Origin of the sequence: Streptococcus infantis, from assembly GCF_047460405.1 — a bacterium.
GTDB classification, from domain to species: Bacteria; Bacillota; Bacilli; order Lactobacillales; family Streptococcaceae; genus Streptococcus; species Streptococcus infantis_Q.
Genome location: NZ_JASHGH010000003.1, coordinates 83581 through 99282, shown reverse-complemented (window position 1 = coordinate 99282; position 15702 = coordinate 83581). Strand labels below are relative to the sequence as shown.

20 protein-coding genes and 1 pseudogene are annotated in these 15702 nt (G+C 41.1%); 17 read left to right on the top strand and 4 right to left on the bottom strand.

Annotated features, from left to right (window positions below; all coding sequences use genetic code 11):
* Nucleotides 1–26 precede the first annotated feature (26 nt).
* Genes QM928_RS02235 through QM928_RS02225 form a run of 3 tightly spaced genes read left to right on the top strand, consistent with a single transcriptional unit; the run spans nucleotide 27 to nucleotide 1858 of the window.
* Nucleotides 27–260 carry a DUF1858 domain-containing protein gene (locus tag QM928_RS02235; RefSeq protein ID WP_000368732.1) on the top strand — a complete coding sequence of 78 codons (234 nt, stop codon included), beginning with the start codon at nucleotides 27–29 and terminating at the stop codon, nucleotides 258–260.
* Entirely contained in the window at nucleotides 260–1594 is a 1335-nt protein-coding gene (locus tag QM928_RS02230; RefSeq protein ID WP_414294467.1) for a DUF438 domain-containing protein, read from the top strand. Before QM928_RS02235 ends, QM928_RS02230 begins: the two co-directional genes overlap by 1 nt.
* A 9-nt stretch (nucleotides 1595–1603) precedes the next feature.
* A complete protein-coding gene (locus QM928_RS02225) occupies nucleotides 1604–1858 on the top strand; it encodes a DUF1912 family protein (protein WP_414294466.1) in 255 nt (84 codons plus the stop codon).
* Nucleotides 1859–1895: 37 nt separating this feature from the next.
* Here the strand turns inward: QM928_RS02225 and QM928_RS02220 are convergent.
* Nucleotides 1896–2201, bottom strand: a pseudogene (locus QM928_RS02220) (DUF898 family protein).
* A 164-nt stretch (nucleotides 2202–2365) separates the two neighbouring features.
* Between QM928_RS02220 and QM928_RS02215 the strand changes: the two are divergent.
* The 7 genes from QM928_RS02215 to groL all read left to right on the top strand — a co-directional run bounded on the left by QM928_RS02215 (nucleotide 2366) and on the right by groL (nucleotide 6947).
* Nucleotides 2366–2656: a DUF4651 domain-containing protein gene (locus QM928_RS02215; RefSeq protein WP_414294465.1), complete on the top strand. Its 291-nt coding sequence runs from the start codon at nucleotides 2366–2368 to the stop codon at nucleotides 2654–2656.
* A complete protein-coding gene (locus tag QM928_RS02210; RefSeq protein ID WP_375555671.1) occupies nucleotides 2653–2970 on the top strand; it encodes a thioredoxin family protein in 318 nt (105 codons plus the stop codon). The genes QM928_RS02215 and QM928_RS02210 overlap by 4 nt, the downstream gene beginning before the upstream one ends.
* 13 nt (nucleotides 2971–2983) lie before the next feature.
* Nucleotides 2984–3610, top strand: a complete 627-nt coding sequence (gene ytpR, locus QM928_RS02205; RefSeq protein ID WP_414294464.1) for a YtpR family tRNA-binding protein — start codon at nucleotides 2984–2986, stop codon at nucleotides 3608–3610.
* A 29-nt stretch (nucleotides 3611–3639) separates the two neighbouring features.
* Nucleotides 3640–4401, top strand: a complete 762-nt coding sequence (locus QM928_RS02200; protein ID WP_373094315.1) for an SDR family NAD(P)-dependent oxidoreductase — start codon at nucleotides 3640–3642, stop codon at nucleotides 4399–4401.
* A gap of 74 nt (nucleotides 4402–4475) precedes the next feature.
* The gene (locus QM928_RS02195; protein ID WP_000282453.1) at nucleotides 4476–4871 is read left to right on the top strand and encodes a single-stranded DNA-binding protein; all 396 of its coding nucleotides are present in this window, start codon (nucleotides 4476–4478) and stop codon (nucleotides 4869–4871) included.
* A gap of 156 nt (nucleotides 4872–5027) precedes the next feature.
* On the top strand, nucleotides 5028–5312 hold the full coding sequence (gene groES / locus QM928_RS02190) for a co-chaperone GroES (RefSeq protein WP_142558245.1): 285 nt from the start codon (nucleotides 5028–5030) through the stop codon (nucleotides 5310–5312).
* Nucleotides 5313–5327: 15 nt separating this feature from the next.
* Nucleotides 5328–6947, top strand: coding sequence for a chaperonin GroEL (gene groL / locus QM928_RS02185; RefSeq protein WP_414294463.1), 1620 nt, complete (start codon nucleotides 5328–5330; stop codon nucleotides 6945–6947).
* 101 nt (nucleotides 6948–7048) lie between these two features.
* Here the strand turns inward: groL and serS are convergent, their stop codons facing one another.
* From serS to QM928_RS02170, 3 genes are all read right to left on the bottom strand, one after another.
* Nucleotides 7049–8323 (bottom strand): serine--tRNA ligase, encoded by a 1275-nt coding sequence (serS, locus tag QM928_RS02180; RefSeq protein WP_000884217.1) that lies wholly within the window; start codon nucleotides 8321–8323, stop codon nucleotides 7049–7051.
* Between the two features lie 213 nt (nucleotides 8324–8536).
* Nucleotides 8537–8908: a DUF956 family protein gene (locus QM928_RS02175; RefSeq protein WP_153225089.1), complete on the bottom strand. Its 372-nt coding sequence runs from the start codon at nucleotides 8906–8908 to the stop codon at nucleotides 8537–8539.
* 2 nt (nucleotides 8909–8910) lie between these two features.
* Nucleotides 8911–10275, bottom strand: coding sequence for an aspartate kinase (locus QM928_RS02170; protein ID WP_315640827.1), 1365 nt, complete (start codon nucleotides 10273–10275; stop codon nucleotides 8911–8913).
* Nucleotides 10276–10433: 158 nt separating this feature from the next.
* Here QM928_RS02170 and QM928_RS02165 point away from each other — a divergent pair, with 158 nt between their 5' ends.
* From QM928_RS02165 to fabD, 7 genes are all read left to right on the top strand, one after another.
* Nucleotides 10434–10991 carry a hypothetical protein gene (locus tag QM928_RS02165; protein WP_414294462.1) on the top strand — a complete coding sequence of 186 codons (558 nt, stop codon included), beginning with the start codon at nucleotides 10434–10436 and terminating at the stop codon, nucleotides 10989–10991.
* A 110-nt stretch (nucleotides 10992–11101) separates the two neighbouring features.
* Nucleotides 11102–11887, top strand: a complete 786-nt coding sequence (locus tag QM928_RS02160; protein WP_414294461.1) for an enoyl-CoA hydratase — start codon at nucleotides 11102–11104, stop codon at nucleotides 11885–11887.
* Nucleotides 11888–11979: 92 nt separating this feature from the next.
* Nucleotides 11980–12414: a MarR family winged helix-turn-helix transcriptional regulator gene (locus tag QM928_RS02155; protein ID WP_000386343.1), complete on the top strand. Its 435-nt coding sequence runs from the start codon at nucleotides 11980–11982 to the stop codon at nucleotides 12412–12414.
* The gene (locus QM928_RS02150; RefSeq protein WP_414294460.1) at nucleotides 12414–13388 is read left to right on the top strand and encodes a beta-ketoacyl-ACP synthase III; all 975 of its coding nucleotides are present in this window, start codon (nucleotides 12414–12416) and stop codon (nucleotides 13386–13388) included. The genes QM928_RS02155 and QM928_RS02150 overlap by 1 nt, the downstream gene beginning before the upstream one ends.
* Nucleotides 13389–13444: 56 nt before the next feature.
* A complete protein-coding gene (locus QM928_RS02145) occupies nucleotides 13445–13669 on the top strand; it encodes an acyl carrier protein (RefSeq protein ID WP_414294459.1) in 225 nt (74 codons plus the stop codon).
* Between the two features lie 116 nt (nucleotides 13670–13785).
* On the top strand, nucleotides 13786–14760 hold the full coding sequence (gene fabK / locus QM928_RS02140; RefSeq protein WP_414294458.1) for an enoyl-[acyl-carrier-protein] reductase FabK: 975 nt from the start codon (nucleotides 13786–13788) through the stop codon (nucleotides 14758–14760).
* A complete protein-coding gene (gene fabD, locus QM928_RS02135; RefSeq protein WP_414294457.1) occupies nucleotides 14753–15673 on the top strand; it encodes an ACP S-malonyltransferase in 921 nt (306 codons plus the stop codon). The genes fabK and fabD overlap by 8 nt, the downstream gene beginning before the upstream one ends.
* Nucleotides 15674–15702 lie beyond the last annotated feature (29 nt).

Here is a 15702-nt window from a genome sequence, read left to right as displayed (position 1 = left end):
TGTTAGAGAATAAGATGGAGGTTATGATGGACAATATCATTGATGTATCTATTCCTGTTGCGGAAGTGGTGGACAAACATCCAGAAGTTTTAGATATACTAGTGGAGCTCGGTTTCAAGCCTCTTGCTAATCCCTTGATGCGAAATACAGTCGGTCGCAAAGTATCGCTCAAACAGGGGTCTAAGCTCGAGGGAACTCCTATGGACAAGATTGTACGCACACTGGAAGCAAATGGTTACGAAGTGATTGGATTAGACTAATGACAGATGAACGAATTCATGTCCTACGGGATATTTTATTAGAATTGCATAATGGAGTCTCACCTGAATCCGTTCAGGAGCGCTTTGATGCGACCTTTACAGGTGTATCAGCTATCGAGATTTCTCTCATGGAGCATGAGTTGATGAACTCTGACTCAGGTGTGACCTTTGAAGACGTCATGGAGCTCTGTGATGTCCATGCCAATCTCTTTAAAAATGCTGTTAAGGGTGTCGAAGTTGAAGATACAGAGCATCCTGGTCATCCTGTGCGTGTCTTTAAAGATGAAAATCTAGCCCTCCGTGCTGCCTTGATTCGTGTTCGTAGATTGTTAGATACATATGAGTCTATGGAAGACGAGGAAATGCTTGCGGAGATGCGTAAGGGTTTGGTTCGGCAGATGGGCCTTGTAGGTCAATTTGACCGTCACTACCAGCGCAAGGAAGAACTCTTCTTTCCTATTATGGAGCGTTATGGACATGATTCGCCTCCAAAAGTCATGTGGGGAGTGGATGACCAGATCAGGGAACTCTTTCAAAGAGCAATGGAGACAGTCAAATCCTTACCAGAGATACCAATTAGCACTGTAAAGGAAGCTTTTGAAGCTTTTGCGACAGAGTTTGAAAGTATGATTTTCAAGGAAGAATCTATCCTCCTCATGATTCTACTCGAATCCTTCACCCAGGATGACTGGATTCAGATTGCTGAGGAAAGTGATGCTTATGGCTATGCCATTATCCGTCCGTCTGAAAAATGGATTCCAGAACGTAAAAGCTTTGTTGAGAAGAAAAGTGTAGAAGAACCAAGTCAGCCAGAAACTGTAGATGGACAGGTTCAACAAGTGATTGATACGCCAGAAGGTCAGTTTACCATCACCTTCACACCTAAGGAAAAGGAAGCAGTGATGGACCGAAATAGTCAGCAGGCTTTTGGAAATGGCTATCTTTCAATTGAACAAGCTAATCTTATCCTTAATCATTTGCCGATGGAGATTACCTTTGTTAATAAGGATGATATCTTCCAGTATTATAATGACAATACACCAGCGGATGAAATGATTTTCAAGCGAACACCTTCTCAAGTAGGGAGAAATGTTGAGCTTTGTCACCCGCCCAAGTACCTTGATAAGGTAAAGACCATTATGAAAGGTCTTCGTGACGGGGTCAAGGACAAGTATGAGATGTGGTTCAAGTCCGAGTCACGAGGTAAGTTTGTCCATATCACCTATGCTGCAGTACACGATGAGAACGGGGAATTTCAAGGTGTGTTGGAATATGTTCAGGATATTCAACCCTACCGTGAGATTGATACAGACTACTATCGAGGAATAGAATAAGGAGAAACAATGAGTTACGAACAAGAATTTATGAAAGAATTTGAAGCCTGGGTCAATACCCAGATCATGATTAATGATATGGCTTTCAAGGAAAGCCAAAAGGTCTATGAAGAAGACCAAGATGAGCGTGCTAAAGATGCCATGATTCGCTATGAAAGCCGCTTGGATGCCTACCAGTTCTTGCTAGGAAAATTTGAAAACTTCAAGGCAGGCAAGGGGTTCCATGAATTGCCAGAAGGTTTATTTGGTGAGAGACATTATTAAGAGCTATAAAAAAAGTGTGGTCTATAAACCGCACTTTTTACATATGATGGGTATGTTTGGTAATCCATTGTTCTGTTTTTATTTTTAACCAAAATGAATAGATTCCAAGAGTGATAATCGTCAGTAAGAACTATTTGATCCAATTTCCAAATAACTGGGCGCCAGTTCCATCAAAATATAAACGTTGACCATCGATGACAGTATGTCTGACTTTCCAACCTTGCATAAAACAAACGGCCCAAGGTGTGGCAATTCCTAGAGTTAAGGCGATGATGAAAAAAGCGACAATCGAGTGCCCGATAAAGCTGAGTAATCCACCGTCGAAATAGCTTTCTTTGTTCATTTAGAATATCCTTAGAATTTTATGGATAAGTAAATCGTTACTTTGAGGTATTGTAGCATAGGAGGAGATAGGAGTCAATATTTCTTGAAATGAGGTACATATAGTTCAAATGAAAATAGCATTCACGATTTGTCCTACTTATCTTTTTGTGTTACAATGTTAGCATGAAAACGAAAAATATTTTTAAGACAGGTCTTGCCATAATCGGCCTTGGAGCACTTGCTTTTGGAGCTAAGAAAGTAGCTGATGACCATAAACTCATGAAAACGCAGGAAGAGTTGACCGCTATTGTGCGTGACTCCTTTTCAGAGATGGGTGAAATTGCGACTCTCTATGTCCAAGTCTACGAAAGTAGCTTAGAGCGTCTCGTTGGTGGTGTCATTTTTGAGGATGGTCGTCACTATACCTTTGTCTATGATGATGATGCTCTCATCTATGAGGAGGAAATCTTATGATAAATCCTCATAGTTTGGAAGAACTAGCTAATCTAGTTGAACAGGATGGCAAGAAGGTCTTCCTTTTTATTGCGGATTGGTGTGGCGATTGTCGTTATATCTACCCTGCTTTGCCAGAGATTGAAGAATCAAATCCAGAGTTTACCTTTATACGAGTAGACCGTGATGAGTACATGGAACTAGCTAAACTTTGGGATGTTTACGGGATTCCAAGTCTTGTTGTTTTAGACAAGGACAAGGAGATTGGGCGCTTTGTCAATCGTGACCGTAAAACCAAGGCACAAATTAACGACTTTTTAGCAGGATTAAAATAGGAGAAAAGAAAGAATGATTTTTACATATAACAAAGAACATGTTGGTGATGTCCTTATGGTCATCGTGAAAAACAGTGGCGATGCCAAACTAGATGTTGAACGTAAAGGCAATGTGGCGCGTGTTTTCCTAAAGGAAACAGGTGAAACTGTTGCTTGGAATATTTTTGAAGTTTCTAGCATGTTTGAAATCGCTGAGCGCGGGCAAGTCTTTTTAACTGATGACCAAGTAGCTCGTTTGAATCAAGAATTGCAGGCACAAGACTTTACCGAAGAGATTATCAACGACAAGGAACCAAAATTTGTGGTTGGAGAAATTGTAGAGATGGTGGCACATCCAGATAGTGATCACTTGAACATCTGTCAAGTTGCTGTTGGGAATGACAAAACAGTACAAATCGTGGCAGGTGCTCCAAATGCGCGTCTTGGTTTGAAAACCATTGTAGCTCTTCCAGGAGCTATGATGCCAAAAGGCAATCTCATTTTCCCAGGGGAACTTCGTGGTGAAAAGAGTTTTGGCATGATGTGTAGTCCTCGTGAATTGCATTTGCCAAATGCTCCACAAAAACGTGGTGTCATTGAATTGTCCGAAGACCAAGTTGTTGGAACTCCATTTGACCCAGCAAAACACTGGACAGCTTAAATTTGTTAAGTTAGATAGGAGAAAGTAAGATGGCAAAAAATGTTGTGATAACAGGTGCAACATCAGGTATTGGTGAAGCTATTGCGCGTGCCTATCTAGAAAAAGGTGAGAATATTGTTCTCACAGGACGTCGAACAGAAAGACTTGAAGCTCTCAAAACTGAGTTCGCAGAAATCTTTCTAAATCAAAAAGTTTGGACCTTTCCTTTAGATGTTACGGATATGCGCATGGTTAAGACTGTCTGTTCAGATATTCTAAAAACTGTGGGTCAGATTGATATATTGGTCAATAACGCTGGACTTGCTTTAGGCTTAGCTCCCTATCAGGATTATGAAGAGTGGGATATGCTGACCATGCTGGATACCAATGTCAAGGGCCTGATGGCTGTTACTCGTTGTCTCTTGCCTTCTATGGTGACTGCAAATCAAGGCCATATCATTAATATGGGTTCAACCGCAGGTATTTACGCTTACGCTGGTGCAGCAGTCTATTCAGCAACCAAGGCTGCAGTCAAAACCTTTTCAGATGGACTACGGATTGATACCATTGCGACTGATATCAAGGTGACAACCATTCAGCCTGGTATTGTAGAGACTGATTTTTCAAAAGTCCGTTTCCATGGAGATGAGGCACGGGCTGCGACGGTCTATCAGGGGCTCGAAGCCTTGCAAGCACAAGACATCGCTGATGCCGTTGTTTATGTGACCAGTCAACCACGTCGTGTGCAAATTACAGATATGACCATCATGGCCAATCAACAAGCAACTGGATTTATGATTCACAGAGATTAACATTATTTAAAAAAGTTACAAATTTTGTAACTTTTTTCTTTTACCTTCGAATAGATAAGTAGGAGGATGAAAAAATGTATAATAAAGTTATTATGATCGGACGTTTGACGTCTACACCAGAGTTGCACAAAACCAACAATGATAAGTCTGTTGCACGAGCAACTATCGCAGTGAATCGCCGTTATAAAGATCAAAATGGGGAACGTGAAGCAGACTTCATCAATATTGTGGTCTGGGGAAAATTGGCTGAAACCTTGGCTAGTTATGGAAGCAAGGGTAGTCTCATTTCTGTGGATGGGGAACTTCGTACCCGTAAGTTTGAGAAGAATGGCCAGACCAACTATGTAACAGAAGTTCTCTGTACAGGTTTCCAACTCTTAGAAAGCCGTGCCCAACGTGCTATGCGTGAAAATAATGCAGGACAAGACTTAGCAGATTTGGTCTTGGAAGAAGAGGAACTTCCCTTCTAAAACGATAGGAGTTTGAGAGTTTTCTCCAACTCTTTTTTATGCTATAAATCAGACTTTTTTCTTGACTATTTTTGACCAAGTGATACAATAGAACTATGGTTTAGCACTCGTATACAAAGAGTGCTAATAATATGATTGAATTATGGAGGAAAACAGATGTTGAAACCATTAGGAGACCGTGTGGTCTTAAAAATTGAAGAAAAAGAAGCAACTGTTGGAGGCTTTGTCCTCGCAAAATCAGCTCAAGAAGAAACTAAAACAGCTACAGTAGTGGCTACTGGACAAGGTGTTCGTACCTTGAGCGGTGAGCTAGTTGCTCCGAGTGTAAAAGTTGGAGATCAAGTTTTGGTAGAAGCTCATGCAGGTATTGATGTCAAAGATGGGGATGAAAAATACCTCATCGTGGGTGAAGCTAGTATCTTAGCAATCGTTGAAGAATAATAGGAGAAAGTAAGTATGGCAAAAGACATTAAATTTTCATCAGACGCTCGTTCAGCTATGGTTCGTGGTGTTGATATTCTAGCAGATACTGTTAAAGTAACTTTGGGACCTAAAGGTCGTAACGTTGTTCTTGAAAAATCATTTGGTTCTCCATTGATTACCAATGATGGTGTAACAATCGCTAAAGAAATTGAATTGGAAGACCATTTTGAAAATATGGGTGCCAAATTGGTATCAGAAGTAGCTTCTAAGACTAATGATATCGCTGGTGACGGGACAACTACTGCAACAGTCTTGACTCAGGCTATCGTTCGTGAAGGAATCAAAAACGTAACTGCTGGCGCAAATCCAATTGGTATTCGCCGTGGGATTGAAACTGCGGTCGCTGCAGCCGTTGAAGCCTTGAAGAACAATGCTATTCCAGTAGCCAATAAAGAAGCTATCGCTCAGGTCGCTGCAGTATCATCTCGTTCTGAAAAAGTTGGTGAATACATCTCTGAAGCCATGGAAAAAGTTGGTAAAGATGGAGTTATCACTATTGAAGAATCACGTGGGATGGAAACAGAGCTTGAAGTTGTAGAAGGAATGCAATTTGACCGTGGTTATCTATCACAGTACATGGTCACTGACAATGAAAAAATGGTTGCAGACCTTGAAAATCCATACATTTTGATTACAGATAAGAAGATTTCAAATATCCAAGAAATCTTGCCACTTCTAGAAAGCATTCTTCAAAGCAGTCGTCCACTCTTGATTATTGCAGACGATGTTGACGGTGAAGCTCTTCCAACTCTTGTTTTGAACAAAATTCGTGGAACCTTCAACGTAGTTGCTGTTAAGGCGCCTGGATTTGGTGATCGTCGTAAGGCTATGCTGGAAGATCTTGCCATTTTGACAGGCGGAACTGTTATCACAGAAGATCTTGGTCTTGAATTGAAAGATGCTACCATTGAAGCACTTGGTCAAGCAGCTAAAGTGTCTGTTGATAAAGATAGTACAGTCATTGTAGAAGGTGCAGGTAATCCTGAAGCAATTGCTAACCGTGTTGCTGTCATAAAATCACAAATTGAAACAACAACTTCAGAATTTGACCGTGAAAAACTCCAAGAACGCTTGGCTAAGTTGTCAGGTGGGGTAGCAGTTATCAAGGTTGGTGCTGCAACAGAAACAGAATTGAAAGAAATGAAACTCCGCATCGAAGACGCTCTCAATGCGACTCGCGCAGCTGTTGAAGAAGGTATCGTTGCAGGTGGTGGTACTGCCCTTGTCAATGTTATCTCTGCTGTTGCGACCTTGGAGTTAGAAGGTGATGAAGCAACAGGACGTAACATTGTTCTTCGTGCCTTGGAAGAACCTGTACGCCAAATCGCTTATAATGCAGGTTATGAAGGTTCAATTGTTATTGATCGTTTGAAAAATGCAGAACTTGGAACAGGTTTCAATGCTGCAACAGGTGAATGGGTCAACATGATTGAAGCAGGAATTATCGATCCTGTTAAGGTTAGTCGTTCAGCCCTTCAAAACGCCGCTTCAGTAGCAAGTCTTATCTTGACAACAGAAGCAGTTGTGGCTAACAAACCAGAACCAGTAGCCCCAGTACCAGCTATGGATCCATCAATGATGGGTGGTTACTAGAGAATATAAAAATAACAGGTAGAGATGAAAGATTTTCTACCTGTTTTTTTACATGAAATGCAAAAGAGGAAGCTCGACTTCCTCTTTTTATGTTTATTTTATTATGGTTTAATGACTTCAGCACCACCCATGTATGGACGAAGTACTTCAGGAATAGTAACAGAACCATCTTCGTTTTGATAGTTTTCAAGAATTGCTGCCACTGTACGTCCAACAGCAAGTCCAGAACCGTTCAAGGTGTGGAGAAGTTTAACCTTACCATCGGCTTCATCACGGTAACGAATTTGCGCACGACGGGCTTGGAAATCTTCTGTATTTGAACAGCTTGAGATTTCGCGGTAGGTGTTTTGTGCAGGAATCCACACTTCCAAGTCGTAAGTTTTTGCTGCTGAGAAGCCCATATCTCCTGTAGAGAGAGCTACCACACGGTATGGAAGGTTGAGTTTTTGAAGGATGTTTTCAGCGTTGGCCGTCATCTTTTCTAGTTCTTCGTATGACTCTTCAGGTTTGGCAAATTTCACCATTTCAACCTTGTGGAATTGGTGTAAACGAATCAAACCACGAGTATCACGACCAGCTGAACCAGCTTCAGAACGGAAAGATGGGCTCATAGCAGTAAAGTAGATTGGCAAGTCTTTCCCATCAAGAATTTCATCACGGTAGTAGTTGGTCAGAGGAACTTCAGCAGTAGGAATGAGGACGTAGTTAGTATCTTTCAATTCAAATGTATCTTCTTTGAATTTTGGATATTGACCAGTACCGAACATAGAATCATGGTTAACCATGTAAGGTGTGATGACTTCAGTGTAGCCTTCTTTTCCATGTTCATCCAACATAAAGTTGTAAATAGCACGTTCCAAACGAGCTCCAAGGCCTTTATAGAAGAGGAAGCGGGCACCAGTTACTTTTCCACCACGTTCCCAGTCAAGAATACCAAGATCTTCACCTAGATCCCAGTGAGCTTTTGGTTCAAAGTCGAACTCGCGAGGAGTTCCCCAACGGCGAACTTCTACGTTATCGTCTTCGTCTGCACCGATAGGCACGCTATCAGCTGGGATATTTGGAAGTGTTGTGGTAAATTCTGTCAATTTAGCATCGATTTCAGCCAATTCTGCATCAAGAGCTTTTACCTCGGCAGAGAGGGTTTGCATAGCTGCAATCTTGTCGTCTGCATTTTCCTTGTTACGTTTAGCTTGGGCAATCTCAGCAGAAACTGTGTTACGTTCAGCCTTGAGAGTTTCAACTTTAACCAAGATGTCACGTCGTTTGGCATCGATTTCTTTCATCTCGTTCAAGATAGCAGCATCTACACCACGTGTAGCTAGTTTTTCTGCGACAGCATCAAAGTCTGTACGAATACGTTTGATATCTAACATATAAACTCCTTTATGAAAAAAGCACACCTGACAAAGCGTTGGAGTGGCAGGGCCACGGTTCCATCCAACTTCACAGGTGTGCACTTGATTCTGTATTTGATTTAAAACAACGGTAGAATTTCAATTAAATCTTCTATCTGCTCGCAGCACCCGCAGACTTTCTGAAAGAAGGAAGTAACCTACTTATCCGTTTCTATGATTATACTAAACTTTCTATTTTTTTGCAAATAGATTTTTAATTTTTCGACCAATGATTTGGACTAAGGTAGGAAGTTTGACTACCTTGTCATTTCCCAATTTTTCACGAGCAATCTTAAGAATTTTTCCAGAGTCTTTTGAGGCGAAGAGGAATTTTCCTTGATCTGTAAAGATTTCAAAATGACGACTAACCTTGCGGCCTGAAACATTGGCTCCGATTTGATTAACGCTGGACCAAGGGATTTGAATATAGTCCTCGACATTACGATCTGAGTAAAATTCTAGGGCATGATCTCCGACCAGAAATTTTCCAACCTTTCCTGTAATGGAGAGATAGGAGGTTCCAGTTGTTTGCAAGTCGACGACCTTATTGAGGGATTGTGCCATGTTTAGTCTTCCTTATTTTCACCGAAAAATGCTTGGTAGAGAGCTTTAAGAGCGGCTTTTTCTTGGTCTTTGTGGACAACAAACATGATAGAAACTTCACTAGAACCTTGTGACATCATTTGGATGTTGATGTTGTTTTCAGATAAGGCACGAGTGGCTGTAGCAGTTACCCCGATATGACGCTTCATTTTTTCCCCAACAATCATAATGATAGAGAGGTCGTGTTCGATTTCAGCGTGGTCTACCTCTGCTTTTTGGACTAATTGACGAAGGATTTCTTCTTCCTTAATCGGAGTCAATTCTCGTGAACGTAAGATGATAGACAGGTCATCGATACCAGTTGGCATATGTTCCCAACCAATATTAAGGTCCTCAAGGATCTGAAGAACTTTACGACCAAAACCGATTTCGCGGTTCATCAGATATTTAGACATATTAATGCTGACAAAGCCAGAATCACCAGCGATCCCAACAACTGGGAATTTGTCGCTGCTATGTTGTAGCACAATGCGAGTACCTGGGTGGTCTGGATTGTTGGTATTTTTAATGACAAGAGGAATTTTCCCACGGTAGGCTGGTAGAAGTGCTTCATCGTGTAGTACAGAGAATCCAGCATAGGCTAATTCACGCATTTCACGGTAGGTCAATTCAGGGATAGAGTGTGGTTTATGGATAATACCAGGGTGGGCTGCAAAGATTCCATCTACATCCGTAAAGTTTTCATAGAGGTCAGCTTTGACACCAGCAGCAATGATAGAACCAGTGATATCTGAACCCCCACGTGAGAAGGTACAGATTTGATTTTCCTTGGTAACTCCAAAGAAACCAGGAATGACAAGGACTTCATTTGCATTTGTCAATTCTTCAATCTTGTCATAACTTGATGGAATGATGCGAGCGTTGCCAGGTTCACTTGTTACCACAATCCCAGCTTCTCTAGGGTGAACATAGCGTGCATCGATACCGTTTTGGTTAAAGTAGGCAGCAATCAATTTGGCATTGTTGTTTTCACCGGCTGCTAGGAAAGTATCGTAGAGAAATTCGTTTTCTTCTATAGGAAGAGTTGCAAGAGCACGGATGCTTTTTGAGATTTTTTCTAGAACTGTTGGTTTGAGTTTTAGCTCACTAACCATGGCAGCATAACGATCAATAATCCAGTTTTGACGTTTACTGATATCGTTACCAGCTACATAGTCGCGGTAGTATTTAATTAAGGCATCTGTCACCTTAGTATCCTCGGCGTCACGTTTGCCTGGAGCAGATACAACTACGAAACGACGTTCAGGGTCACTTTTTACAATGTTTAGAACTTTTTCTAACTGACTAGCAGAGGCAAGCGAGCTTCCACCAAATTTAACAACCTTCATAAGAACTCCTAAAGTAAGTATTTTATACGATTATAGCAGAAAGAGGGGCTTTTTTCAATCTGGAAAATGTCCTATATAATTGTTTGAATGTCTCATCAGGAAAGCTTATAATAAAGGTATAGGGGGAAAAACTCTTCTGATGAAAGGAGTTGGGAAAGATGATTAAAAGAGTGTTTTGTTTAATACTATTTCTTACCTTCGTGATGATTCCTACAAGTATCGGAGCAACTTCTCATCCTCTTTCCAGTGGTCGTTTGACTGGAGAAGAATTAGCGATTGAGTATGCTAAGGAAGGTCAGATATCAGTTGAGAGGGCTAAAATTATCTTATCTATCGGCTTGTCAGATAGTAAGTCAAGGACTTATCGAATTCTCTCTGAAAAGGTTATCGTCAATCCTAACTATGAAGCTATAGTCAAGTTTTACTGTCGAACAGATGAAAGTGGACAATTTAGAGGAATCACGAAACTCTTAGCTGCAAGTCTGGTCAACAAGGACGGGGATAAGGAAGCTCCTTTTACAGGGAATCTTTTTGCCTACCTAGAAGATCCCAATCGTATTTTTTACATGGTTTCAGGAGAATTCTACCATAAAGGATTCAACAAAGAACAGCTCTATCAGAGAGAAGGAGGGCGGATGCTTGAAGTCATTTATGATTTCATGGATGATAGAAGTACTGGTTTTCCTTTATTTTTAGAGACCAAACTAAGTTTTTAAAATCGGCCGAGACATTTTCGGTCGATTTTTCTCTTGTTTAATAAATCAAAAAAAGATATAATTTGAAAATAAAATAATTTAATCTTCGTTGCAAATTGAAAGGAGTGCCTATGGATCATATTCTCTATCAAGTTCAAGACGATTTAGCGATACTAACTTTAAATCGTCCTGAGGTGGCCAATGGTTTTCATATTCCTATGTGTCAAGAAATTCTAGAAGCATTGGAATTGGCTGAAAAAGATGCTTCGGTTTCGTTTATTCTCATCAATGCTGCTGGCAAAGTCTTCTCTGTTGGGGGCGATCTAGTAGAAATGAAACGTGCTGTCGAAGAGGATGATATTGCCTCCTTGGCTCAGATTGCAGAATTAGTCAATGCCATTTCTTATAAAATTAAGCAAATTCCTAAGCCTGTCATCATGGAAGTAGATGGAGCAGTTGCTGGGGCGGCGGCTAATATGGCTTTGGCAGTTGATTTCTGTATTGCTTCTGACAGAGCTAAATTCATCCAGGCCTTTGTAGGTGTGGGCTTAGCTCCTGATGCAGGTGGCTTATTCTTGCTTACACGATCACTTGGTGCGACTCGGGCAACGCAATTAGCTATGACAGGTGAAGCTTTCACAGCAGAAAAAGCACTGGAAGCTGGAGCTGTCTATCGTCTGTGTGCTAGTGATCAATTAGAAAAGACAAGAGAACAATTGTTGAAGAAGTTGAGAAGAGGCTCCTCTAACTCCTATGCTGCTATTAAGAAGTTAGTTTGGGAGAGCGAGTTTAAGCAGTGGCACGAGTACGCAGAGCTAGAATTGGAATTGCAAAAATCTCTATCTTATACGGAGGATTTCAAAGAAGGTGTTCGTGCACATTCTGAAAGAAGACGTCCAAAATTTTTGGGGAAATAATAAAATACTTGCGCAATTCTTTGAAGTTTGATATACTTTTTTTGTCAAATGTTTTGATAGTTAAACTTTTTTTGATGAGGGAGGGAAAAGAATTGGACTACCAACGGATCAATGACTATTTAACATCTATTTTTAATAACGTCCTGGTGATTGAGGAAGTGAGTTTGAGAGGTAGTCGTTTCAAGGATATCTCCATCAAGGAAATGCACACGATTGATGTGATTGGCAAGTTTCCAGATGTGACTCCAAGTCAAGTGTCCAAAGAGTTGATGGTAACTCTAGGAACAGTGACAACTAGCTTGAACAACTTGGAACGAAAAGGTTACATCGAACGTTTACGTTCAGATCAGGATCGTCGTGTAGTACATCTGCATTTGACCAAGAAAGGTCGACTCGTACATCGTCTCCATAAACGTTTCCACAAGGCCATGGTCGAAAGGATCATCGAAGGCATGAGCCCAGAGGAAATGGATGTCATGAGTAAAGGTTTGACCAATCTTTATCAATTTTTGGAGGATTTGAAATAATGGCTTTTGCGAAAATAAGCCAGGTTGCTCATTATGTTCCAGAGCAGATTGTCACAAATGAAGATTTGGCTCAGGTTATGGATACGAGTGATGAATGGATTTCAAGTCGAACTGGGATTAAGGAACGTCGCATTTCTAAGACAGAATCAACTGGAGATTTGGCAACGGCAGTTGCAAAACAACTCCTAGAGAAGTCAGGGATTTCTGCTGAAGAGTTGGATTTCATCATCCTAGCTACGATGACACCTGACTCAATGATGCCTTCTACTGCAGCACGTGTACAGGCTCGTATTGGTGCTCGTAAGGCCTTTGCATTTGATCTAACCGCCGCTTGTAGTGGTTTCACCTTTGCCCTTTCAACTGCTGAGAAATTCATATCATCTGGACGATTTAGAAAGGGCTTGGTCATCGGTAGTGAAACTATGTCCAAAGCCTTAGACTGGACAGATCGTTCAACAGCTGTCCTATTTGGAGATGGAGCTGGTGGCGTCTTGTTAGAAGCAAGCGATAAGCAACATTTCCTAGCGGAGAGTCTCAATAGCGATGGTTCACGTAGTGAGTGCTTGACCTATGGGCAGACAGGCTTGACTTCCCCATTTTCAGTTCAAGAAAAGCCAGATGCTTTCTTGAAAATGGATGGTAGGGCAGTTTTTGATTTTGCAATTCGAGACGTTGCTAAGTCTATCAAGGAGACCATAGAAATGAGTCCTATATCTGCAGAAGAGCTAGACTATCTCCTGCTTCATCAGGCCAATAACCGTATCTTGGATAAGATGGCTAGAAAAATCGGTGTAGATCGTGATAAGCTTCCCGCAAATATGACCAAGTATGGCAATACTAGTGCGGCAAGTATTCCGATACTACTTTCAGAGTGTGTAGAAGAAGGGCTCATTCGTTTGGATGGTAGCCAAAAAATACTCTTGTCAGGCTTCGGTGGAGGTTTGACATGGGGCACACTTGTTGTTACAATTTAGGTAATCATGTGGTGAACACATTGTTATAAAAACTATTTATTTTAAAGGAGTCTATCATGGCAGTATTTGAAAAAGTACAAGGAATTATCGTTGAAGAACTTGGGAAAGATGCATCAGAAGTAACACTTGAATCTACTTTTGATGATTTGGATGCAGATTCATTGGACTTGTTCCAAGTAATCTCAGAAATTGAAGATGCTTTTGATATTCAAATCGAAGCAGAAGATGACTTGAAAACAGTTGGTGACTTGGTTGCCTACGTTGAAGAGCAAACAAAATAATTAAAATAAATGAAGAAGGAGTAGGGGGAACCCGCTCCCTCTTGTTCAGGTAATAGTTTGACGGTCAAAGTATAATATGGTCGAACTATTACCTAAGCAAGAATCATGGAGGCACTATGAAAACACGTATTACAGAATTATTGAATATTAAATATCCTATCTTTCAGGGAGGAATGGCCTGGGTCGCTGATGGTGACCTGGCAGGTGCTGTTTCCAAAGCTGGTGGTCTAGGTATCATTGGTGGAGGAAATGCTCCCAAGGAAGTGGTTAAGGCCAATATTGATAAGATTAAATCATTAACAGACAAGCCATTTGGTGTCAACATTATGCTTTTGTCTCCATTTGTTGAAGATATCGTTGATCTTGTGATTGAAGAAGGGGTTAAGGTTGTTACAACTGGAGCTGGAAACCCAAGTAAATACATGGAACGATTCCATGAGGCAGGAATCACCGTTATTCCTGTAGTTCCTAGCGTAGCTTTGGCAAAACGCATGGAAAAAATTGGTGCGGATGCCGTCATTGCTGAAGGTATGGAAGCTGGGGGACACATTGGCAAGTTAACAACTATGACCTTGGTTCGTCAAGTTGTAGCTGCTGTTTCAATTCCTGTTATCGCTGCTGGTGGTATTGCAGACGGTGAGGGAGCTGCAGCTGGATTTATGCTTGGTGCAGAAGCTGTGCAAGTAGGAACTCGTTTTGTAGTTGCTAAAGAATCGAATGCTCATCCAAACTATAAAGCTAAAATTTTAAAAGCTCGTGATATTGACACAACTATCTCAGCACAACATTTTGGACACGCAGTTCGTGCCATTAAAAATAAATTGACTCGTGATTTCGAGCAAGCTGAAAAAGATGCCTTCAAACAAGAAAATCCAGATTTAGAAATTTTTGAACAAATGGGCGCAGGAGCCTTAGCTAAGGCTGTTGTCCATGGTGATGTGGATGGCGGTTCAGTAATGGCCGGCCAGATTGCAGGTCTGGTTTCGAAAGAAGAAACTGTTGAAGAAATCTTAAAAGATATTTACTACGGTGCAGCTGAAAAGATTCAATCAGAAGCTGCTCGTTGGGCAGGAGTTACAAGAAATGACTAAAACAGCCTTTCTATTTGCAGGTCAAGGAGCCCAGTACCTTGGAATGGGACGTGAACTATACGACCAATATGCTATCGTCAAGGAAACAATTGACCAAGCTAGCCAAGTCTTAGGCTATGACCTTCGTGACTTGATTGATAATGATGAAACAAAGCTACATCAGACTCGTTACACGCAACCAGCTATTTTAGCTACGTCCGTTGCTATTTACCGACTACTAAAGGAAAAAGGTTACCAACCTGATATGGTGGCAGGTCTGTCTCTTGGAGAATATTCTGCCCTTGTAGCTAGTGGTGCCTTGGATTTCGAAGATGCAGTGGCTCTAGTTGCTAAACGTGGAGCTTATATGGAAGAAGCGGCACCAGCAGGATCAGGGAAAATGGTAGCTGTGCTTAATACACCGGTTGAAGTAATTGAACAAGCTTGTCAAGAAGCTTCTCAACTTGGTGTTGTGACTCCAGCTAACTACAATACCCCAAGCCAGATTGTTATTGGTGGTGAGGTGGTTGCTGTGGATCGTGCAGTTGAACTCTTGCAAGAAGCAGGAGCAAAACGCTTAATTCCGCTAAATGTTTCTGGACCTTTCCATACAGCTTTATTGGAATCTGCTAGTCAGAAATTAGCTCAAGCCTTGACAGAGATTGAGTTTTCTGATTTTGCTTGTCCACTAGTTGGAAATACAGAAGCAAAGGTCATGGAAAAAGAACGCATTGCAGAACTCTTAACTCGTCAAGTTAAGGAACCCGTTCGCTTTTATGAAAGTATTGCAGTGATGCAAGAAGCGGGTGTCACTCGTTTTATCGAGATTGGACCTGGTAAAGTTTTGTCAGGATTCGTCAAAAAGATAGATAAAACAGCTCAACTTGCTAATGTGGAAGATCAAGCAAGTTTACAAGCACTCTTAGAAAATTAGACCAAAATGGTAGAAGTTTTGAAAGGAGA